Consider the following 21,501-nt stretch of genomic DNA (forward strand, 5'->3'; position numbering starts at 1 on the left):
CGGTTACATCGACAGGCGTTTCACGTGGAACGCCTCGGCCCGATGTCGTGCCCGGAACCTGTCGCGTCGGATCGAACACCTCCGGGCGGAAGGTTTTTCGATGACGATCACCACCTCCATTGGCCCGTTTCCCGTGACAGCGACCCGAACCGTCCACCGCGGCGACATCGAACTCGCGGTGTATGAATGCGGTAATCCCGACGGGATACCGGTCCTGTTGATCCACGGCTGGCCCGACACCCACGTGCTGTGGAGCCGGGTGGCCGCGTTGCTCACAGGCCGCCATCGAGTGATCGCCTTGGACAATCGCGGTGCGGGTGACAGCTCGGCGCCCGCGGATGTCGCGGCCTACCGGATCGAAGAGCTCGCGGCCGATGTCCGTGCGGTGATCGACGCCGTCGCCCCGGGGCAACGGGTCCACGTGCTCGGCCACGACTGGGGATCGGTGGTCGGTTGGGAGTTGGTGGCCGCTCCGGACGCCGCGTCGGTGATCGCGTCGTTCACTTCGGTGTCCGGCCCGAACCTGGATTTCCTCGGCGCTTATCTGCGCGGCCCCGTCACCCCGGCACGGCTGCGCGGCTCGCTCGCCCAAGCCATCGCCTCGGCTTACACCGTCGCTTTCCAGATCCCGGGACTGCCGAATCCGGTGCTTCGGGTGCTGTCCAACCATTGGCCGCGCTTCCTCGGCTTCTTCGATGGCTTGGATCCCGCGTTGGTGGAGACCGCGCCGACGTTGCGCACCGATATGATCAATAACCTGAAGCTCTACCGCGCGAACATCCGCGCGCACTTGCGCCATCCGCGGCCCCGTCCGATCCAGGTGCCGGTGCAGCTGATCGTCGCCACCGGCGACCGGGCGGTGCGGCCGGTGGTCAATGCCGAGGCCGATCGGTGGGTGTCGAACCTGACCCGCGCCGAGATCTCGGCACGGCATTGGTCGCCGATCTCACATCCGGCGGAGCTGGCACGCCACACGGCCGCCTTCGTGGATCGGGTCGGCGCCGCTCGCTGATCGCCCGCAGCCCGAAGTCCGCAGCGTCCAACGCATCTCTCAGCCGACGCCTGATGGATCAAAACCATCGGAAGGCGGAACCGAGTCGGCGGAATCCGTTTTCTCGCATTCACGGAGCCGTCAGGGGTGTCGGATGTGCGTTGTAAGTTGGGTGTACCAGTAGGATGGTGACGTAACTAGCGGCGATACCTTCGGCGCGTTTCGCACAGTCCGCGCGTGGACCCTAATTTTCGATCAGATACCACCAGGGCCCCACGTGTGCTGTCCGATCGATGTATGCCGGGATCAGCAAGTAAGGAGAGCTACCGACCAGTGGCTGCCAAAGACTCCACCGCATCGGGTTCGACCAAGGCGACCGGGAAGCAGGACTATGGTGCCTCCTCCATCACGGTTCTCGAGGGGCTCGAGGCGGTTCGCAAGCGTCCGGGCATGTACATCGGCTCCACCGGCGAGCGCGGTCTGCACCACCTGATCTGGGAGGTCGTCGACAACTCCGTCGACGAGGCGATGGCCGGGTACGCGACGAAGGTCGAGGTCACCCTGCTGGCCGACGGCGGCGTCGAAGTGGTCGACGACGGCCGCGGCATCCCGGTCGCGATGCACGCCCAAGGCGTGCCCACCATCGAGGTCGTCATGACCCAGCTGCATGCCGGCGGCAAGTTCGACTCGGATTCCTACGCGGTGTCCGGCGGTTTGCACGGCGTCGGCATCTCCGTGGTCAACGCGCTGTCGACCCGCCTGGAGGCGGAGATCGACCGCGACGGCTACCACTGGAGCCAGACCTACAAGGACGCCACTCCCGGCAAGCTGGTGCAGGGCGAACCGACCAAGAAGACCGGCACCACCATCCGCTTCTGGGCGGACCCGGAGGTCTTCGAGACCACAACCTACAACTTCGAGACGGTGGCCCGCAGGCTGCAGGAGATGGCGTTCCTGAACAAAGGACTGACCATCAAGCTCACCGACGAGCGCGTCAGCGACTCCGAGGTCATCGACGAGGTGGTCAGCGAGACCGCCGAGGCGCCCAAGCACGCCGACCAGAACGGCGCCGCGGCCGAGCACAAGGTCAAGACCAGGACCTACCACTACCCGGGCGGACTGGAGGACTTCGTCCGCCACATCAACCGGACCAAGCAGCCGATCCACAACTCGGTCGTCGGGTTCACCGGCAAGGGCACCGGCCACGAGCTCGAGGTCGCGATGCAGTGGAACTCCGGTTACTCGGAGTCGGTGCACACTTTCGCCAACACCATCAACACCCACGAGGGCGGCACGCACGAAGAGGGCTTCCGCGCGGCGTTGACCACGGTGGTCAACAAGTACGCGAAGGACAAGAAGCTCATCAAGGAGAAGGACGGCAACCTCACCGGTGACGACATCCGGGAGGGCCTGGCCGCCATCGTGAGCGTCAAGGTCGGCGAGCCGCAGTTCGAGGGCCAGACCAAGACCAAGCTCGGCAACACCGAGGTGAAGTCGTTCGTGCAGCGCACCTGCAATGAGCACCTCACCCACTGGTTCGAAGCCAACCCAGCCGACGCGAAGACCATCGTGAACAAGGCGGTGTCCTCGGCGCAGGCCCGCGTCGCCGCGCGCAAAGCGCGCGAGCTGGTGCGCCGCAAGTCGGCCACCGACCTGGGCGGTCTGCCCGGCAAGCTGGCCGACTGCCGGTCCAAGGACCCGCACAAGTCCGAGATCTACATCGTCGAGGGTGACTCCGCGGGCGGCTCGGCCAAGTCCGGTCGCGACTCGATGTACCAGGCGATCCTGCCGATCCGAGGCAAGATCATCAACGTCGAGAAGGCGCGCATCGACAAGGTCCTCAAGAACAACGAGGTCCAGTCCATCATCACCGCGTTCGGCACCGGCATCCACGACGAGTTCGACATCAGCAAGCTGCGGTATCACAAGATCGTGCTGATGGCCGACGCCGACGTCGACGGCCAGCACATCTCGACGCTGCTGCTCACGCTGCTGTTCCGGTTCATGCGCCCGCTGGTCGAACACGGTCACGTGTATCTGGCGCAGCCGCCGCTGTACAAGCTCAAGTGGCAGCGCAGCGACCCGGAGTTCGCCTACTCCGATCGCGAGCGCGACGGTCTGCTCGAGGCCGGTCTCGCCGCGGGCAAGAAGATCAACAAGGACGACGGCGTGCAGCGCTACAAGGGTCTCGGTGAGATGAACCCCAAGGAGCTGTGGGAGACCACCATGGATCCGTCGGTGCGGCTGTTGCGTCAAGTGACGTTGGACGACGCGGCGGCCGCCGACGAGCTGTTCAGCGTGCTGATGGGCGAAGACGTCGAGGCGCGGCGCAGTTTCATCACGCGCAACGCCAAGGACGTCCGCTTCCTCGATCTGTGAGTCAGCACGCGCGCCGTGACGCGCGATCCCACGATTCCGCACGAGACCATCGCGCAGCGCTCATGACGCCGACGGGGTGCGGGAGCATTCGCAAGACACAGGAGACCTCATGACCGACACCACCCTGCCTCCGACCGGCGGCGAGCGCATCGAACCGGTCGACATCCAGCAGGAGATGCAGAACAGCTACATCGATTACGCGATGAGCGTGATCGTCGGCCGAGCGCTGCCCGACGTGCGCGACGGCCTGAAGCCGGTGCACCGGCGCATCCTCTACGCGATGTACGACAACGGGTATCGGCCCGACCGCGGCTATGTGAAGTCCGCGCGCCCGGTCGCCGAGACCATGGGTAACTACCACCCGCACGGCGACGTCCCGATCTACGACACCCTGGTGCGCATGGCCCAGCCGTGGTCGCTGCGCTACCCGCTGGTGGATCCGCAGGGCAACTTCGGTTCGCGCGGCAACGACGGCCCGGCCGCCATGCGGTACACCGAGTGCCGTCTCACGCCCATCGCCATGGAGATGCTGCGCGAAATCGACCACGAGACGGTCGATTTCGTGCCGAACTACGACGGCCGCTCACAGGAGCCGGTGGTTCTGCCGTCCCGGGTGCCGAACCTGCTGATCAACGGCTCGGGCGGCATCGCGGTCGGTATGGCGACCAATATCCCGCCGCACAATCTCAACGAGGTCGCCGAGGCGATCTACTGGGCGTTGGACAACCACGACGCCGACGAGGAAGCCACGCTCGCCGCGTGCATGGAGCGGGTCAAGGGCCCGGATTTCCCGACCGAGGGCCTGATCGTGGGCACCCAGGGCATCCAGGACGCCTACTCCACCGGGCGCGGCTCCATCCGCATGCGCGGTGTGGTCGAGATCGAGGAAGACAACAAGGGCCGCACCACGATCGTCATCACGGAGCTGCCCTACCAGGTCAACCCGGACAATCTGATCTCCTCGATCGCCGAACAGGTGCGCGACGGCAAGATCGCGGGCATCTCCGACATCCACGACGAGTCCTCCGACCGCGCGGGCCTGCGCATCGTGGTCACCGTCAAGCGCGACGCCGTGGCCAAGGTGGTGCTGAACAACCTCTACAAGCACACCCAGCTGCAGACCAGCTTCGGTGCGAACATGCTGTCCATCGTCGACGGGGTGCCGCGCACCCTGCGGCTGGACCAGATGATCCGCCATTACGTCAACCACCAGCTCGACGTGATCGTGCGGCGCACCCGCTACCTGCTGCGCAAGGCCGAGGAACGGGCCCACATCCTGCGCGGTCTGGTCAAGGCGCTGGACGCGCTGGACGAGGTCATCGCACTGATCCGCCGCTCGGCCGACACCGAGACCGCGCGCACCGGCCTCATGCGCCTGCTGGACATCGACGAGATCCAGGCCACCGCGATTCTCGATATGCAGCTGCGGCGCCTCTCGGCGTTGGAGCGGCAGAAGATCGTCGACGAGCTGGCCAAGATCGAGCTGGAGATCGCCGATCTCAAGGACATCCTGGAGAAGCCGGAGCGCCAGCGCGCGATCGTCCGCGACGAACTGCAGGAAATCGTCGACAAGTACGGCGACGAGCGGCGCACCAAGATCATCGCGGCCGACGGCGACGTGGCCGACGAGGATCTCATCGCCCGCGAAGACGTGGTCGTCACGATCACCGAGACCGGCTACGCCAAGCGCACCAAGACCGATCTCTATCGGAGCCAGAAGCGCGGCGGCAAGGGTGTGCAAGGCGCCGGTCTCAAACAGGACGACATCGTCAAGCACTTCTTCATCACCTCGACGCACGACTGGTTGCTGTTCTTCACGAACAAGGGCCGCGTCTACCGCGCCAAGGCGTATGAACTGCCCGAGGCCAACCGCACCGCGCGCGGGCAGCACGTGGCGAACCTGCTGGCGTTCCAGCCGGACGAGAAGATCGCCCAGATCATCCAGATCAAGTCCTACAACGATGCTCCGTACCTGGTGCTGGCCACCAAGAACGGTCTGGTGAAGAAGTCGAAGCTGACCGACTTCGACTCCAACCGCAGCGGCGGCATCGTCGCGGTCAATCTGCGCGACGAGGACGAATTGGTCGGCGCCGTGCTCTGCTCGGCCGACGACGACCTGCTGCTGGTCTCGGCGCTCGGCCAGTCCATTCGCTTCTCGGCCACCGACGAGGCGTTGCGTCCGATGGGCCGCGCCACCTCGGGCGTGCAGGGCATGCGGTTCAACGACAGCGATGAGCTGTTGTCCCTCAATGTGGTTCGCGATGGCACATATCTGCTGGTCGCGACGTCCGGCGGATATGCGAAGCGGACCGCGATCGAGGAGTACACCCCGCAGGGTCGCGGCGGTAAAGGCGTATTGACCATCCAGTTCGACGCGAAACGTGGCACCCTGGTCGGGGCGCTCATCGTCGACGACGAGGATGAGTTGTACGCGATCACCTCCGGGGGCGGCGTCATCCGGACGGCGGCGAAGCAGGTTCGTAAGGCTGGACGGCAGACCAAGGGCGTGCGATTGATGAACCTCGCGGAGGGCGATACCTTGCTTGCGATCGCGCGCAATGCCGACGAGCCCGATCCCGATCAGGTCGCCGGCGGCGGCGACACCGGTTCTTCTGAGAAGTAATCCAATAGCGGCGGCAACGAACGGATCTAAGGATTCCCATTGACCACTCCGAATCAGCCGAATGACGAGCGGCACCAGACGAACGGTGTGACCGAGCGGATCGCACCGTCCCCGATCCCGCCGCGGCCGATCCCACGGCCGGTCGCCTCGGCCGAGAACGGTCAGCCCGGTGGCGGCCAGCAAGGAGGCGGCCAGCCGGGCGGCCACCCCGGTGGTGGACAACCGGGTGGTCACCAGGGCCAACCGGGTCCGCAGCCCGGTGGGCAGCCGCAGCCGGGTAACCAGCCCGGCGCCAACCAGTCGAATGCCCAGCCGCAGGAGATCAAGCAGGGTGATTTCCCGGCACAGCAGGGGATGGCGGACAAGGCGCCCGGCGGCGACGGCCAGGACCACTTCGATCAGAAGACGGCGCGGATGAACACCAAGGCCGAGCAGTCCGCGCCCGAGGGCGGGGACAAGCAGGCCGGGGGCCCAGCAGGCAACGGTGGCAAGCAGCAGTCGCCGTACCAGGACGGCGGCTGGTCGCAGCAGCTTCCGCAGCGGGAGCCGCAGTCCAACCTGTACCGCCCTGGCCAGGCGCCGGTCACCGGCCGCCCGAATTCCGGCGGCGGGTCGGTCGGGCTCGGCAACAGCATGTCCAATGCGCGCACCACCGCGGATCTGGCGGCCAAGGCGGCACGCAAGGAAGCGGCGATGGTGAAGTCCGTCGGCATCGACGGACCCACCCGCAGCATCGCGCGCCCGGAGTTGATCAAAGACATGCCCGACCTGTCCGAGATCCGCCATCCGCTGCCGCAGACCGAAGCCACCGGTCCGCAGTCGGGGCCGGTCTCGCCCGCGGTTCCGGTCGCGGTCGCCGCGGTCGCTTCCGGTCAGCCGCTGCGGGCCACCGTGCAGATCCGTCGCATCGATCCCTGGTCGACGCTGAAGATCTCGCTGGTGATCAGCGTGGCGATGTTCTTCGTGTGGATGCTGGCGGTCGGCCTGCTGTACATCGTGCTCGAGGGCATGGGCGTGTGGGAACGGCTCAACAACACGTTCACCGACATGGTGTCCCAGGACAGCGGCTCGGTGGGGTTGATCGACGCCGGCACCGTCTTCGGCTACGCGGGCGTGATCGGCCTGATCAACGTCGTCCTGTTCACCGCGCTCGGCACGGTCGGCACTTTCATCTACAACCAGTGCTGCGACCTCGTCGGCGGCATCCAGGTGACCCTGGCCGACCCCGACTAGTCCGGTTCTTCCGAACGGCCGGTACCCGCCCTCGAGGGCGGGTACCGGCCGTTTTGGTGTCGGACATCGTCTCCGGGCACGGGTACGCTGACCATGCCTGCAATCCCGGTGCTGGAAAGACGGGCGATCGGGTGTCGACCACCGGGAGTTCTCGGCATCCGCGCCCGTACCAGGGTTCGCAATCCCTGCCGGTCAGCGCCCGCCGGGTCGTGCCCCAGTCCACCGCGAGCCCCCTACCAGCCGTTTTGGTTCATTTAGGTCATGTCCGGTAGTCTTTGCTCTCGGCTCGGCGATCCGAGTCGAACAACATGGGCCTATAGCTCAGGCGGTTAGAGCGCTTCGCTGATAACGAAGAGGTCGGAGGTTCAAGTCCTCCTAGGCCCACCCTATTTCCCGAGGTGAATTCCTCCTTCTGCGGCTCCATTGCCCGGTAAGCCGGGTTCATTATGGTGACGAGGGCGCTCGCCGCTCCTCACAAACTCCGATCGCCATGGATCCGCCGAGCGCTGGGCGGCGCCCATCGACCCGATGGCCGGTCTCGCCGCCCCCGCAACCGTCGAGCACAAGACCGCCGAGATACAGCAATAGTGCCTGCGCCACAACGCATTCCGCACAGCAGCATCGCCGATTCCCATCGATGCGGGCCACGGCGGCGCTCCACCGTCGCATCGCTTCAGAGGGAGCATCGGCTGACCGATCCGGTTGGACAAGTCCCCGACAGGCGCGGTGCGGCCGGTGCGTGAATACGGTCCGCTGGGGTATTCAGCACCCCCCAGTGAGTTCCTGTGAGGAGGCAGTCGTGAACGATGTCGTCGATCTCATCATGCAGGATCACCGCGAGACGGAGCGGTTGTTCGACGAGCTGAAGCAGCACCAGGACAAGCGCCCGCTGCTGGTTCCAGTGCTGGCCGCGTCACTGGTCGCGCATAGTCGGGCCGAGGAAACCGAGGTGTACCCCGTCGCGAAGGACGACGTCGGTGAAGTCGAGGAGATAGCGCACAGCCAGCAGGAGCACGCGCAGGTCGAGCAGCTCTTGCTCCGGCTGACCGAGACCGACCCGGAGTCACGGGAGTTCGACTCGGTGCTGGCCGAACTCGCCGAAGCGGTCGTCAGCCACATTCAGGAAGAGGAGTCGACAGTACTGCCGCAGATGCGCGACCAGCTCGACGACAGGCGGCGAGCGGAGCTCGGCCGCGCGTTCGCGGCGAGCCGCGCCCAGCATCTCGGCGACCGACCGGGCGAGGAGACCGCGCGGGAGCTACAGCAGCAGGCCCGGAATGCGGGCATCCCCGGGGCCTCGAGCATGAGCAAGGAAGAACTCGCCGCTCAGCTGCGGAATCTCTGAACGGCTCGGGCGGCGACTGGCCGAGTGCCGAGCAACCACGAGGCCGACTGTCGCGGTCTTCCGATCCGACCGTACGGGTGAGTTCCTGGCGGTGGAGGCCCGGCCGAGCGGGCGCAACCCGCAAGCCGGTGGAAACCATGGTGAACGCATACCACGATCCGGCTGGGTCAGGTCGACGGAGCCGGACCGCTGGTGCGAACGCGTGTGCAATGGGGTGCTTCCGGTCGCCGTATTCGGGTAACGCCGAGATCAGACGAAGGGAGCTCTCGTGCACTACATCGATAAGGCCAAAGAGCAGCTGACCGACCTCGTCGGGAAGGTTGCCGGTTCGGTGTCCCATGGCGGGAACAGTCAGACGGTGACGATCGGCCGACCCCGGACCGAGGTCGAACAGTTCTGGCGTGACCCTGACAGGCTGTCGCAGGTGCTCGGCGGCATCGCCGAGGTCCGGTCGTCGGCTCCCTCGCGTTACGAGTGGATTCTGCGCCCTGGCGCCGACGACTCCGTCGAGTGGAACACCACGCTCGTGGAAGAGGACGACGGCTTGCGTTTCGTCGGCACGACGGGTGAGGGTGACCGCACGCGCGGTGGCCCGCAGATTCAGCTGACATTCCGGGACGCGCCCCGCGGCCTCGGCACCGAGGTGACGATCCGGGCGCGGACACCGATACCCGACATCCTCACCGGAGCAGCCGCGTTCGCCGCGCTCTACCGTGCCCGCGCACTCTTGCAGACCGGCGAGATGCCCACCATCGAACGCAACCCGAGCGCGCGGGCATCCGCGCGCTGAACAGGAGACGACATGCGCGCGCTGTGCTGGAACGGTGTCAACGAACTCGCGGTCGAAACAGTCGACGATCCCACGCTGATCAATCCCCACGACGTCATCGTGCGGGTCCGATTGACCACTACGTGCGGTTCGGACCTGCATTTCATCGATGGGTATCTGCCGGGCATGCGTGAAGGCGACGTGATCGGCCACGAGTTCATGGGCGAGGTGGTCGAGGTCGGTCCCGAGGTCAGCGCACGGCAGTCCGGTGACCGGGTCGTCGTTCCGTCGTTCATCGGATGTGGATCGTGCTGGTATTGCGAGCACGATCTGTGGTCGGCCTGTGATACGACGAACCCGAACGCCCACTTGCAACAGCCCATCCTCGGGTACCCCAGCGGGGGGATCTACGGATACACCCACCCTTTCGGCGGCTATCAAGGATCGCACGCCCACTACATCCGGGTGCCCTTCGGCGACGTCAACTGCTTCCCCATCCCCGACGACATCACTGATGAGCAGGCTCTGTTCCTGTCCGACGCCGTACCGACCGGCCTGATGGGCGCCGATTTCTGCGACATCTCACCCGGCGACACCATCGCGGTGTGGGGCAGCGGAGCCGTCGGTTTGATGGCCGGGCACACCGCGCGGCTTCTCGGCGCCGAACGGGTCATCGTCATCGATCGGTTCCCGGAACGATTGGCAATGGCGCGCAAGCAGTTCGGGGCGGAGACGCTCGACTACACCGCGGTCGACAGCGTCCAGGAGACGCTGCGTGAGATGACCGGTGGCCGCGGCCCGGACGCCTGCATCGAGGCAGTCGGCATGGAAGCACACGGCACCGGGCTGCAGCAGCTCTACGATCGCACCAAACAACTCCTCCGGCTCGAAACCGACCGAGCCATCCCGCTACGCCAGGCGATTCTCGCCTGCCGGAAAGGCGGGATCGTCGCGGTGCTCGGCGTCTACGGCTTGACCGACAAGTTTCCGATGGGTGTGGTGACCAACAAGGGCCTCACCATCCGCACCGCGCAGCAACACGGCCAACGGTACGTGCCACGCATGTTCGACTACATCCAGCAAGGCGACCTCGACCCCTCCTACCTCATCACCCACGACATGCCGCTCGAGGACGCCGTCCACGGCTACGACATCTTCAAGAACAAGCAGGACGGCTGCATCCGGGCGGTCTTCCGTCCATGATCGGAACTCACCGCGCGCCCGGCGGGCGGCTCGGCCACGCACCTGTTCTGATTCTCGGGCACCCCGACACCGCCCTTCCCGCGACTCAGCGCCAGTAGGGGTGACTGCCCGGGAGCGGTGCGGGCATACGAAGGCCGAGCGATCTCGTCGACCGCTCGGCCGTGTTGACCACCTCGATTCGATTCCTCCTCAGATCACTCAGATCGGGAAGAAGAAGAAGCCGATCGTTGCACCAATGGCAGCGCCGATCGCGCAACCGATCACGGCGCCCACCAGGAAGAACCAGATTCCGATGAGAACGCCGATCGCGCAGCCGATTGCCGCGCCCACGAAGAGCCCGACGAACAGGGCATCCTGCACCAGGCTCTGCACCTCAGGTGGCATGTTGACCGCCGCGGGTGACGGTGCGCCACTCGCCGGTGTCATCGTAAGGACCGTGCCCGTGCTGTCGAGCGTCGGCGTGAGGGCGAAGGCTTGCCCGGTCTCCATGCGCAGTGTCGTCGGGATCGAGCCGACGAGTGCACCGTTATCCGCGATCACATTGATCGCGTCGGGAGCCGGGACGAACTTCCCGGACGCCAGATTGATCGTGGCGCTCGAGTGGTCAGCCGCCAGCGTCGTGGTGTAGGCGATGGGGCCGTCCGACAAAGTGGCAGTGATATCCTCTCCTGCCACTCGGCCTTGTCCCTGAGCCGTAACGGTAGCGATCCCGGTGGATGCGATGGCTATGAGTGCGGTCGCCACCAACTTTCTGATTATCATTGGACTTCCAATCATCCTGCCGATTTACAGGTTGACCGTTTCCCCGACAAACGGCATCATGAATATCTTCGCGCTCCGAAGTTTCGATGTCCATGGGTATTTCGCTTACCTTTTTAGATTCAAACGGTCGGTTTTCACTCCAACGCTCATGCCGGTATTCATGGATATGGCATAAGAACGCTCTCAGCCGCATCCGATATCGAGCCCGAGTCCGGCAAGCTATTCCGGCCCCTGGGCATAGTGACGAGCCGGGGATGCCGGACCATTGGTCGATTGGAAGGGTTGATAAGGGGGCTTGGGATGGCGCTTGGGATGGGGGTTCAGCAGGAGGGCAGGGGTGGCTGAGGCGATCGCGTCCGGGGACCCAAGGCGAGGCCATCGATAGAACGATCGTTGTGAAAAACTGTGGGCCAACGTATTTCCGGGGCCGGATGTATGAGGTTGCCGTGTACGCGGCAACGCCAGCCCTATCGGGAATTACCGAAAGGGCTCCCGGCGCGCGCATCGGCTATTGAAGTGTCTTCGCTGCCGGATATGCGAGCCAGGGGATCCAGCCGTCGCCGAGCACGTGTCAGTCGGCGTCCAATGGAGACGGCCGGTCGTGTCCGATCACATTTGCTGTGCAGCGCGGTGGTGATCACTACCGCCATACTGCGTCCGCTCGCGGACAGCGCAGAAATGGCCCAACATGCCTCCAGCGTCGCGGTCGACCTGATGTTCGTGGTGTCCGGAATCGGCCCCGGGCGGAGCCCCACTGGCACGGTGAGCGGCGGCTTTCCACCACGACCGCCCAACGCAACCACAAGCCTGGGGGTCCGGGGGCGAAGCCCTCCGGGCGGGGCGTGGGGTTTGCACCCCCACAAACACGCGGAACCAAAAAAGGCGAGTGCTCTTCACGAGCACTCGCCTCCCATTGGTGGAGCCTAGGGGAATCGAACCCCTAACCCCTGCCTTGCAAAGGCAGTGCTCTGCCAATTGAGCTAAGGCCCCGTCACCGTTCGTCACGGGTCGGCGCGCACAGACGCCTGGAAAACGGTACCTTCTCGCGGTTGACATGGTCAAAACGGCAGGGTGCCGCGGTTGTCGGTGATCGGATCGGCAAGCGAGGTCAGCGGGTCGTCGGGCCACGTCGGTCCACGGTGATCCCGGTCGGGAGCACGATTCGAGCGTTGTGGCCGTACCGTCTGGCGAGGGCATTTATCGTGGTCGCAGCGGTCGTGATCCGGTTTCGCCGATGTGTCGTTGGTTGCTCGATGAGAGGACCCGCATGTCTCGGTATCTGTTCGCTCTTGGTCGCCTGGTGGCCCTTCGGCGCTGGTGGGTGCTGGCGGTGTGGCTGGTGCTGCTCGCGTGTGCGATCGGATTCGCCGCGGTGACGGGCGGCAAGACCACCGACGACTTCACCATCCCGAACACCGAGTCGCAGGATGCGGTTTCCCTGTTGAAGCAGCGGATGCCCGCGTACGGCGGAGCCCAGATGCAGGTGGTGTTCGCCACACCGGGTCTGGCGAAGGTCACCGACCCGCAGGCGAGCGCTGAGATGGAGCAGGTCGTGGCCGGGCTGCGGGGGTTGCCGCAGGTTGCCACGGTGGTCGACCCGTTCGAGGCCAAGGCGGTCGCGCCCGATCAGCGGGTCGCGTTGGGCAGCGTGCAGTTCGCGGTGGCGGCGGGGGATGTCACCGAGGAGACGCTGGACCAGGTGGACCGCATCGCCGCCCCGGCGCGGGACGCGGGCATGGATGTGGAATTCTCCGGAGCGGTGTACCCCGGCTTCACCGCTGAGGTACCGGAAACGCCGGAGCTCTTCGGTATCGTCGCGGCCTTCGTCATCCTGCTCGTCACGTTCGGGGCGGTTGTCGCCGCAGGACTGCCGATCGTCACGGCGTTGGTGGGCGTGGCCATCGGGCTGACCGGAATCCTCGGTGTGGCGGCCTTCGTCGACGTGCCCGCGGCGGCGACGTCGCTGGCGTTGATGCTGGGGCTGTCGTGCGGGATCGACTACGCGCTGTTCATCCTGTCCCGGCATCGGCACAACATCGTGCTCGGAATGCCCGCGGAGGAGTCGATACCGCTGGCGGTCGGAACGGCGGGAAGCTCGGTCGTGTTCGCGGCGGTGACCGTGATCATCGCGCTGTGCGGGCTTTCGGTCGCCGGTATTCCGTTCCTGACGGTCATGGGGTTGACGGCGGCTGGCGCCGTGCTGGTGGCGATGCTGGTCGCCCTGACACTGCTGCCCGCGCTGCTCGGATTCGCCGGTGCCACGGTCGCTCGATTCATTTCGCCCCCGCTGCATCCGGGACGACCGGAAGAGGTGGCGCGGATCGCCGCCTACGAACCGGAGCAGACGATGGGGCACGCCTGGGGCCGATTCCTCACGCGCTTCCGGGTGCCGCTACTCGTCCTCGGGATCGCGGCGTTGGTCGCCCTGGCGGCTCCGGTCACTCGGATGGATCTCGGGCTGCCCAGTGGCGAGTCGCAACCGGAGTCGAGCACTGCCCGCAAGGCCTACGACCTGGTCAGCCGCTCATTCGGTCCTGGTTTCAACGGCCCGCTGCTGGTGGTGACCGACCTGTCCAACGCTACCGGTCCGGACGTGGGCCAGACGTTGACGCAACGGTTGCAAGCCGAACCCGACGTCGCCGCGGTCCAGCCCGCTGGCAGCGGTGACCGGCTGCTGCTGATCCAGGCCGTGCCGAAGACCGGTCCGGCCGATCAGGCCACCTCGGATCTGGTCACCCGGCTGCGGGACAACCGCGACCGCATCACGGCGAACACGGGGGCCACCTTCCTGATCGGCGGCACCACCGCCGCGAACATCGACACCTCCGACCGACTGGCCGACGCGCTGCCGATCTTCCTGTTGGTCGTGGTCGGCTTGGCGCTTGTGCTGTTGACCATTGCCTTCCGCACCGTGCTGGTGCCGTTGTCCTCGATCGTCGGATTCATCCTCTCGGTCTTCGCCGCGCTCGGCATTCAGGTCGCGGTTTTCCAATGGGGTTGGGGAGCGGCCCTTTTCGACGTGACCGAGGCGCCGACGCTGAGCTTCCTGCCCATCGTCATCCTCGCGATCATCTTCGGGCTCTCCAGCGATTACCAGATCTTCGTGGTATCCCGGATCAAGGAGGAATACAGCCGTACCGGGGATGCAGTCGGGTCGGTGCAGAACGGGGTCGCGCATTCGGCCCGGGTGGTGAGTGCCGCCGCGCTGATCATGTGGGCCGTCTTCGTGGCCTTCACCTGGGTCGACAATCCGATCGTCAAGCCACTGGCGTTCACGCTGGCGGTCGGCGTCGTCCTCGATGCCTTCGTCGTCCGGCTCACGCTGGTGCCCGCCGTCATGGCCCTGGTCGGAAGTGGTATGTGGTACCACCCGCGCTGGTTCGGACGTTATGTGCCGGATCTCGACATCGAGGGCGCGGAACTGGAGTACGAGTTCACGCGCGAGGCCGCGCACGCGTGAGTTGACGCCCTTTATCAGTTATGCGGCGCTGTCGCCGCGCGGCTCGATGCCGAGGGAAGGCAGCGGGAGATGACAGATCTCGCGCGCCTCATCGGCCGGGATGCCGAACATCCGCAAAAGGTCCTCGGTGACCTGGTCGGACGCTGCGGCATCGTCTCGTTCTGGTTGATCGTGCAGTAATTGCCCCAGGCACAGCGCGGCGCCGGCCACGATCGTCATGGCCAGTTCCGGGTCGCTGACGTGGAATCGACCTGCGCGGGCGGCGGCCTCGATGTCACGGCGAGCGCGCGGTGCCAACCCCCTGTCCGAGGCGGTCAGGGCGATTCCGTTGTTGAGCAGAACCTTGCTGAGGATGGGGTTTCGCCGATGCATGCGCCCGGTCAGCCGGAAGCTCTGCGCGAAGATCCGGGCCGGGTCGTCCATGCCCTCCATGAGGGTGTCGAGCACGGCGCCGTGCTGGTCGAGCGCCTCTTCGACCGCGGCCCGGAACAGGTCCTCTCGGCTTTGGAAGTGGTTGTAGAACGACCCCATGCCGACATCGGCGGCCTGGGTGATCTCCAAGATCGGCGCGTTCAGTTTCCCGGCCGCGATGAACGACTGGGCCGCGCTGAGCAGGGCGGCGCGAGTGCGTGCCTTGCGGCGCTCCAGCCGGTTGGGTTCCGCGCCGGCCTGTTCGGTCATGCCTGCTCACCTCTCCCTGGTCGTCCCCGCACATGGTAACGCCGCACTTCAGTGATGACGAATTCTTCAGAACCACTTGACTGAACATTGCGTCGTATATGACGATATCGTCAGTCACATGGAGGGAGTGGTCGATGATCGACCATCACGACCCGCACACCGGCCTGCACAGTGAGCACGGCGCCCTGGCCGGCGAACATCCGGGGCGAGCGCCCGATCCGATCGTGAAGGTGCACGATCTGGCGTGGCTGGAGTTCGAGAAACCGGCCCTCGAGCGCGCCGAGGTCTTCGCCCACGCCTTCGGCTTCGCGACGTCGCTGCGCACGCCGACCGAACTGCACCTGCGAGGCACCGAGGCCGAAGCGCCATGCGTGCTCATCCGGCGGGGACCGCGATCGAGGTTCGTCGGCCCGGCCTTCCGGGCGGCGGACACCGCCGACCTGCTCCGGTTGGCGGAGGCCGGTGGAAGCACTGTGGTGCGCTTGCCCGACAGCCTGGGCGGGTCGGCCGTCGATCTGACCGATCCGAGCGGCTTGCGTGTGCGGGTCGTCGCCGACACCCACACGTTGACCGCCTTGCCCGAACAGGTTCCGCACACCCTCAACTGCGGACACGGCGTGGCCCGGGTAAACGCCACGCAGCGGCCGCCCCGCGAACCGGCGCGGGTGCAACGTCTGGGACATGTGGTGGTGCAGACCACCAAGTACCGAGAAACCCTCGACTGGTATCTGCGGCATTTGGGTCTGATCGTCAGCGACTTCCTCTACTACCCGGGGCAGCGGGAGCGCGGGCCGGTGATGAGCTTCATCCGCTGCGACCGCGGCCGGACGCCCGCCGACCATCACACACTGGCGTTGGTGCTCGGCCCGGCCAACCGGTATGTGCACTCGGCCTATCAGGTCGCCGACCTCGACGCGCTGGCCGCGGGTGGCGAATATCTGCGTGACCACGGTTATTTCCGGTCGTGGGGGATCGGCAGGCACATCCAGGGCAGCCAGATCTTCGACTACTGGCGTGACCCGGACGGGTTCCTGGTCGAGCACTTCAGCGACGGCGACATGTTCGACTGCACGCTGGAACCCGGCTGGGCGCCGTTCACCGCCTCCGGCCTGGCCCAGTGGGGGCCGCCGGCCAGCAGAGACTTCCTCGGCCTGAAACCGGGCCGGGAATCGCTTCGCGAGCTGCGCGCGCTGGTCGACGCGCTGCGCGAAGACAACGAATTCGATCTCCGTCGCCTGCGCGGCCTGTTGAAAGTAGCCAGTTCATGAGCATTTCCGTTCTCCGTACCAGCGACGCCTGGTGGGTGGCCACACCCGCGGGCGCCGCGAAGGTCGACACCGCGGCGACCACCACAGCACAGCTGCTCGCAGACCGTCATGCGGTCGTCGCGGCCGCCACGAGCGGCGAGGTCGTGCCGGTCGATGCGCTGTCGCTCGTCTCGCCCGTGACCGCGCCCTGCCGGGTGGTCGCGCAGATGACGAATTTCGCCTCGCACGTCGAGGATTCGGGCATGGACCCGGAGACGGTGCCGCTGACGTTCTTCCGGAAGGCGTCGGGGTCGATCAGCGGTCCGCACGACGACGTCATCCGGCCCGCGCATGTGCGGCTGCTGGATTACGAGGTGGAGATCGGCCTGGTGTTCGGCCGGGAAATGCCGGTCGGATCGGAGATCACCCCGGACAACCTCGCCGACTACATCGCCGGTCTCGTCGTCACCAACGACATCTCCGCGCGTGATGTGCAATTGCCGAAAACCCAGTTCTACGAAGCGAAGTCGTATCCGACGTTCACCCCGGTCGGTCCCGCGCTGGTGCTGTTGGAAGCCGATGAGCTGAAGCGGTTCACCGACCTGCGATTGCGATTGTGGGTCAACGGGGAGGTGCGCCAGGACATGACGGTTGCGGACATGATCTACCGGCCGCTGGAGACCTTGCGGGCGTTGACCCGATTCCAGCACATGGCCGTCGGTGATCTCCTGCTCACCGGAACACCGATCGGCACCGCGTTGAGCGCTCCGCCGAAACCGGTCCAGTTCATGGCGAATCTGCTCCCTGCGACGGTGAAGTGGAACCTCTTTTTCAAAGGCCAGGCCAAGAACCCGAAGTATCTGCACGACGGCGACGTCATCGAGGCCACGATCGCCACCAATGACGGCGCCATCGACTTGGGCCGCCAGCGCACCACGGTGAGGTACCGGTGACCGACAACCTGACGATCAGCACCCCGGCCGAGGAGCTGCTATGGCCGCGCTACGCGCAGCCGAGCGATCTGGCCGAGATCGAATCGGTGCCGCTGGCGCGGCGCGGACTGCCGGAATCGACCTATGCCCTGCTGGTACGAGCCGCGCAGTCGTGGCAGGAGCGCACCGCCGTCACGGTCTTGCCGGAGGCGGCGCGGTGGCGAGAACCCCTGCGGCACACCTTTGCCCAGCTGCTGGCACAGGTACACCGGTACGCGAACCTGCTGCACGAGCTCGGTGTTCGGCGCGGCGACGCGGTGGCCCTGATCGCACCCAACTGCGCCGAGCTGATCGCGGCGACCCTCGCCGCCCAGCTGGCCGGGATCGCCGCCCCGGTCAACGGGGGCCTGTCCCGGCGGCACATCGCCGAACTGCTCCAACGCACCGGCGCGCGCGTCCTCATCACCGCCGGGCCCGAATTGGCTGAGCCCATGTGGGATTCCGCGCGGGCGCTGGCCGCCGACGGCCTGCTGGACGCGGTGCTGGTGCTGCGCCCGACCGCAGCTGGGGAGCCGCAGCCGCTGGCACCGCTCGATGGTGTGCGCGTCGGCTACCTCGACCAACTGGCCGCGGCCCACGATCCGGCCGCATTCGCCGGGCAGCCGCCGCGCGCGTCCGATCTTGCCGCGCTGTTCCATACCGGGGGCACCACCGGTGTGCCGAAGCTGGCCGCGCACACCCACGCCAACGAAGTCGCCAACGCGTGGATGATCGCCGTGAACTCCCTGCTCGACAACGATGCCGTGGTGTTCGCGGCCCTGCCGCTGTTCCACGTCAACGCCCTGGTCGTCACGCTGCTCGCGCCGTTGTTCAAGGGCCAATCCGTGGTCTGGGCCGGACCGCTCGGATACCGGGACTTCGCGATCTATGGCGAGTTCTGGAAAATCGTCGCCCATTACCGGATCGCCGCGATGAGCGCGGTGCCGACGGTGTACGCGGTGCTGGCGCAATGCCCGGTCGACGCCGACATCTCCAGCCTCCGGTACGCCATGGTGGGCGCCTCGCCACTGCCCGCCGCCGTCCGGGACAACTTTCAGACGCACACCGGAATCACCCTGGTCGAGGGCTACGGCCTCACCGAAGCGACCTGCGCCAGCGCGCGCAGCTTCCCCGACCTGCCGCGACCGGGATCGGTCGGCCAGCGGATGCCCTACCAGCAGGTGAAAACGGTGCGCATCGACGAGGAGGGCACCTGGACCGACCTACCCGCCGGTGCCACCGGTGTCCTGGCCATCAGCGGCCCGACTGTCTTCGCAGGCTATGTGACCGACCGCGCCGATCAGCGGTATGTCCTCGACGGTATGGGCAAACTCGTCGACGGCTGGCTCGACACCGGCGACCTCGCCCACATCGACTCCGACGGCTTCGTCCATCTCCACGGCCGCGCCAAGGACCTCATCATTCGCGGCGGGCACAACATCGACCCCGCGACCATCGAAGACGCCCTGCTCGCCCATCCCCAGGTCACCGCGGCAGGCGCGGTCGGCCGCCCTGATCTCCACGCCGGTGAAGTGCCCGTCGCCTACGTGACACTCGCACCCGGCGCCGACGTCACCGAAGCCGTTCTGCTCGACTGGGCCAACCAGCACGTACCCGAACGCGCGGCCGCGCCGAAGACGGTCACGGTCCTCGACGCGCTGCCGGTCACCGACGTCGGCAAACCCTACAAACTCGGGTTACGCGCCGACGCCACCCGCCGGGAACTCCTCGACGCCCTGACCGGCATCACCGGAGTGCACAGCATCGGCGCGGCTGTCGAGGACGGTGCGATCGTCGCGACCGTCGAACTCGACGACATCGGTGACGAGACCGCCGTAGCCGCCATCCTCGCCCGGTACCCGATCGAGTGGCGAATCGCGGTGCGCCGATGAATGTCGCGTCGATCGTGCTCGCTGTCGTGCTGGCGGCGTTCTTCCTGCTGGTCGGGGTGTCGAAGGTGTCGGCGGTCGGGTCGATGCGAGAGCGTGCCGCGCATGCCGGGTTCTCCGTCTCCGCCTACCGGAAGATCGGCGGTCTCGAGATAGCGGCCGCACTTGGTCTTCTGATCGGCATCGTCTGGTGGCCCGTCGGCGTGGCGGCCGGAATCGGGCTGGTGCTGCTGATGACCGGAGCCGTCGTCATTCATCGGCGTACCGGTGACGCGGTGCGACAATTCGCGCCTGCCGTTGTCACCGGACTGATCGCGGTCGGCTACCTGATGACCGTGTTGGGAGCGGTGTGATGCGTTCCGCGCATGTCCCGGTGGTGATCGTCGGCGCGGGCCCGACCGGCCTCACCGCGGCCACGTTGCTCGCCCAGTACGGTGTCGAGTCCTTGGTGCTGGAGCGGTGGGAGGGCGTCTACCCGCAGCCGCGCGCGGTGCACTTGGACGGTGAGATCCGCCGGATTCTGGACCGGTTGGGCGTCAGTGACGAATTCGACGCCATATCCCGGCCGGCCCTCGGCCTGCGTCTGCTGGACCGGAACATGCGGGTGCTGGCCGAATTCCACCGCGATCCGGCGCGCGGCCGCAACGGGTATCCGGACGCGAACATGTTCGACCAACCGGAGCTAGAGGCGATCCTCCGTTCCGCTGTGCGGCGGAACGCGGCGGTCACCGTCCGCGGCGACGTCGAGGTCACCGCGGTGACGCAGGAAACCGACGGCGTGACCGTCGACTTCACCGACCGGACGACCGGCGCGGCGGAATCCGTCCTGGCGCGGTACGTCCTGGGCTGCGACGGCGCCAACAGCCTGGTCCGATCCTCGATCGGCGCCACCATGCGGGACCTGAACTTCGAGCAGCGGTGGCTGGTCGTCGACGTGGCCACCAGCGTCGAACTCGGGCAGTGGGAAGGCGTACATCAGGTCTGCGACCCGGTTCGCGCCGCCACCTACATGCGCATCGGAAAGACCAGGCACCGATGGGAATTCCGGCTTCGTCCGGGTGAAACCGCTGACGACTACCGCGACATCGATCGGCTGCACGGACTGATCCGCCCGTGGACCGGCACCGTTCCGATCGCGGAACTGGAACTGGTCCGGATAGCCGACTACACCTTCCGCGCACAGCTCGCTGACCGCTGGCGCGCGGGCCGGATCTTCTTGCTCGGCGATGCCGCCCACCTCACCCCGCCGTTCATCGGCCAGGGCATGGGCGCCGGACTGCGCGACGCGGCCAACCTCACCTGGAAGCTCGCCGGAGTCCTCGCAGGCGAGCTCCCCGAGCGGGTCCTGGCCTCGTACGAGGAGGAACGCAAACCCCATGCCCGGGCCATGATTCGACTCGCGAAGGTCACCGGCATGGTCATGACCGAAGGCGGCGAACTCGGCAACCTCCTCCGCCGTCTCATCACGCCACGCCTGCACCGCATGCCCGGCTTCCACGCACTGGTCACCGATGGAGTGACGCCGCCGCTGCGGCGGTCCGAGCTCGTGGCGCGCCCGCGTTTGCTCGGCGGTCGAGCGGGCAGTCTGGTGCCCAACGCGGTCCTCGACGACAGCCGCCGGTACGACGATGTCGCCGCGGGACGGTACGCGATCGTCACCACGGTCGAGCCGGGACCGGCACACTACGCCCGGTTCCGGGAACGCGGCTGGGTGGTGGTGACCGCCGGTCCAGGAACCGAACTGCGCCGCTGGCTGCGCCGGGGAGGCGCCCGGGCCGCTCTGGTCCGTCCCGACGGCACCGTGCAGTGCGCCGCGCGAGATCTGGCGCGACTGTGCACCGCCATCCCGGAATAACTGATGAAACAATCATTATTGAGGTTTTCGGGGAAATCCGGACTCGAACTCTTCTAGGCCGACTCCCGACCAGCACAGTAGGCTGGGGCCATG

The 21,501-nt window shown here is 66.5% G+C and carries 15 protein-coding genes and 2 tRNA genes; 14 read left to right on the forward strand and 3 right to left on the reverse strand.

Features of this window, described 5'->3' with window-relative positions; translation table 11 throughout:
• Window positions 1-100: 100 nt before the first annotated feature.
• The 8 genes from ON34_RS28340 (at window position 101) to ON34_RS28375 (ending at window position 10,543) form a co-directional block, all read left to right on the forward strand.
• Complete coding sequence (locus ON34_RS28340) at window positions 101-1,012, forward strand: alpha/beta fold hydrolase (protein ID WP_051023254.1); 912 nt, start codon at window positions 101-103, stop codon at window positions 1,010-1,012.
• 276 nt (window positions 1,013-1,288) lie between these two features.
• Window positions 1,289-3,370 (forward strand): DNA topoisomerase (ATP-hydrolyzing) subunit B, encoded by a 2,082-nt coding sequence (gene gyrB / locus ON34_RS28345; RefSeq protein WP_373291985.1) that lies wholly within the window; start codon window positions 1,289-1,291, stop codon window positions 3,368-3,370.
• Between the two features lie 109 nt (window positions 3,371-3,479).
• Window positions 3,480-5,993, forward strand: a complete 2,514-nt coding sequence (gyrA, locus tag ON34_RS28350) for a DNA gyrase subunit A (protein WP_040785155.1) — start codon at window positions 3,480-3,482, stop codon at window positions 5,991-5,993.
• Between the two features lie 39 nt (window positions 5,994-6,032).
• On the forward strand, window positions 6,033-7,226 hold the full coding sequence (locus ON34_RS28355; RefSeq protein WP_040785157.1) for a DUF3566 domain-containing protein: 1,194 nt from the start codon (window positions 6,033-6,035) through the stop codon (window positions 7,224-7,226).
• 310 nt (window positions 7,227-7,536) lie between these two features.
• A tRNA-Ile gene (locus ON34_RS28360) sits at window positions 7,537-7,610 on the forward strand.
• Window positions 7,611-8,025: 415 nt separating this feature from the next.
• Window positions 8,026-8,571 carry a hemerythrin domain-containing protein gene (locus ON34_RS28365; protein ID WP_218003938.1) on the forward strand — a complete coding sequence of 182 codons (546 nt, stop codon included), beginning with the start codon at window positions 8,026-8,028 and terminating at the stop codon, window positions 8,569-8,571.
• A 268-nt stretch (window positions 8,572-8,839) separates the two neighbouring features.
• Complete coding sequence (locus tag ON34_RS28370; RefSeq protein ID WP_040785160.1) at window positions 8,840-9,361, forward strand: SRPBCC family protein; 522 nt, start codon at window positions 8,840-8,842, stop codon at window positions 9,359-9,361.
• Between the two features lie 12 nt (window positions 9,362-9,373).
• Window positions 9,374-10,543: a zinc-dependent alcohol dehydrogenase gene (locus ON34_RS28375; protein ID WP_040785163.1), complete on the forward strand. Its 1,170-nt coding sequence runs from the start codon at window positions 9,374-9,376 to the stop codon at window positions 10,541-10,543.
• A 198-nt stretch (window positions 10,544-10,741) separates the two neighbouring features.
• Here ON34_RS28375 and ON34_RS28380 read toward each other — a convergent pair whose 3' ends face one another.
• Together ON34_RS28380 and ON34_RS28385 are read right to left on the reverse strand one after the other, a co-directional pair.
• Window positions 10,742-11,218, reverse strand: coding sequence for a DUF8020 domain-containing protein (locus ON34_RS28380; RefSeq protein WP_245548235.1), 477 nt, complete (start codon window positions 11,216-11,218; stop codon window positions 10,742-10,744).
• A gap of 1,001 nt (window positions 11,219-12,219) precedes the next feature.
• Window positions 12,220-12,295: transfer RNA gene (locus ON34_RS28385), tRNA-Ala, on the reverse strand.
• A 277-nt stretch (window positions 12,296-12,572) separates the two neighbouring features.
• On the opposite strand from ON34_RS28385, the gene ON34_RS28390 reads away from it, so the two are divergent.
• Complete coding sequence (locus ON34_RS28390) at window positions 12,573-14,765, forward strand: MMPL family transporter (protein ID WP_040785167.1); 2,193 nt, start codon at window positions 12,573-12,575, stop codon at window positions 14,763-14,765.
• 18 nt (window positions 14,766-14,783) lie between these two features.
• Here ON34_RS28390 and ON34_RS28395 read toward each other — a convergent pair whose 3' ends face one another.
• A complete protein-coding gene (locus ON34_RS28395; RefSeq protein WP_040785169.1) occupies window positions 14,784-15,446 on the reverse strand; it encodes a TetR/AcrR family transcriptional regulator in 663 nt (220 codons plus the stop codon).
• A 134-nt stretch (window positions 15,447-15,580) separates the two neighbouring features.
• Between ON34_RS28395 and ON34_RS28400 the strand changes: the two genes are divergently transcribed.
• Genes ON34_RS28400 through mhpA form a run of 5 tightly spaced genes read left to right on the forward strand, consistent with a single transcriptional unit; the run spans window position 15,581 to window position 21,408 of the window.
• Window positions 15,581-16,714 carry a VOC family protein gene (locus tag ON34_RS28400; RefSeq protein WP_040785171.1) on the forward strand — a complete coding sequence of 378 codons (1,134 nt, stop codon included), beginning with the start codon at window positions 15,581-15,583 and terminating at the stop codon, window positions 16,712-16,714.
• Window positions 16,711-17,646: a fumarylacetoacetate hydrolase family protein gene (locus ON34_RS28405; protein ID WP_040785173.1), complete on the forward strand. Its 936-nt coding sequence runs from the start codon at window positions 16,711-16,713 to the stop codon at window positions 17,644-17,646. Before ON34_RS28400 ends, ON34_RS28405 begins: the two co-directional genes overlap by 4 nt.
• A complete protein-coding gene (locus ON34_RS28410; protein ID WP_245548236.1) occupies window positions 17,643-19,556 on the forward strand; it encodes an acyl-CoA synthetase in 1,914 nt (637 codons plus the stop codon). Before ON34_RS28405 ends, ON34_RS28410 begins: the two co-directional genes overlap by 4 nt.
• Window positions 19,553-19,906: a DoxX family protein gene (locus tag ON34_RS28415; RefSeq protein ID WP_040785174.1), complete on the forward strand. Its 354-nt coding sequence runs from the start codon at window positions 19,553-19,555 to the stop codon at window positions 19,904-19,906. The genes ON34_RS28410 and ON34_RS28415 overlap by 4 nt, the downstream gene beginning before the upstream one ends.
• A complete protein-coding gene (gene mhpA, locus ON34_RS28420; protein ID WP_040785177.1) occupies window positions 19,906-21,408 on the forward strand; it encodes a bifunctional 3-(3-hydroxy-phenyl)propionate/3-hydroxycinnamic acid hydroxylase MhpA in 1,503 nt (500 codons plus the stop codon). Before ON34_RS28415 ends, mhpA begins: the two co-directional genes overlap by 1 nt.
• The last annotated feature ends 93 nt before the right edge of the window (window positions 21,409-21,501 follow it).

Origin of the sequence: Nocardia pneumoniae NBRC 100136, assembly GCF_000308755.1 — a bacterium.
Lineage (GTDB): Bacteria > Actinomycetota > Actinomycetes > Mycobacteriales > Mycobacteriaceae > Nocardia > Nocardia pneumoniae.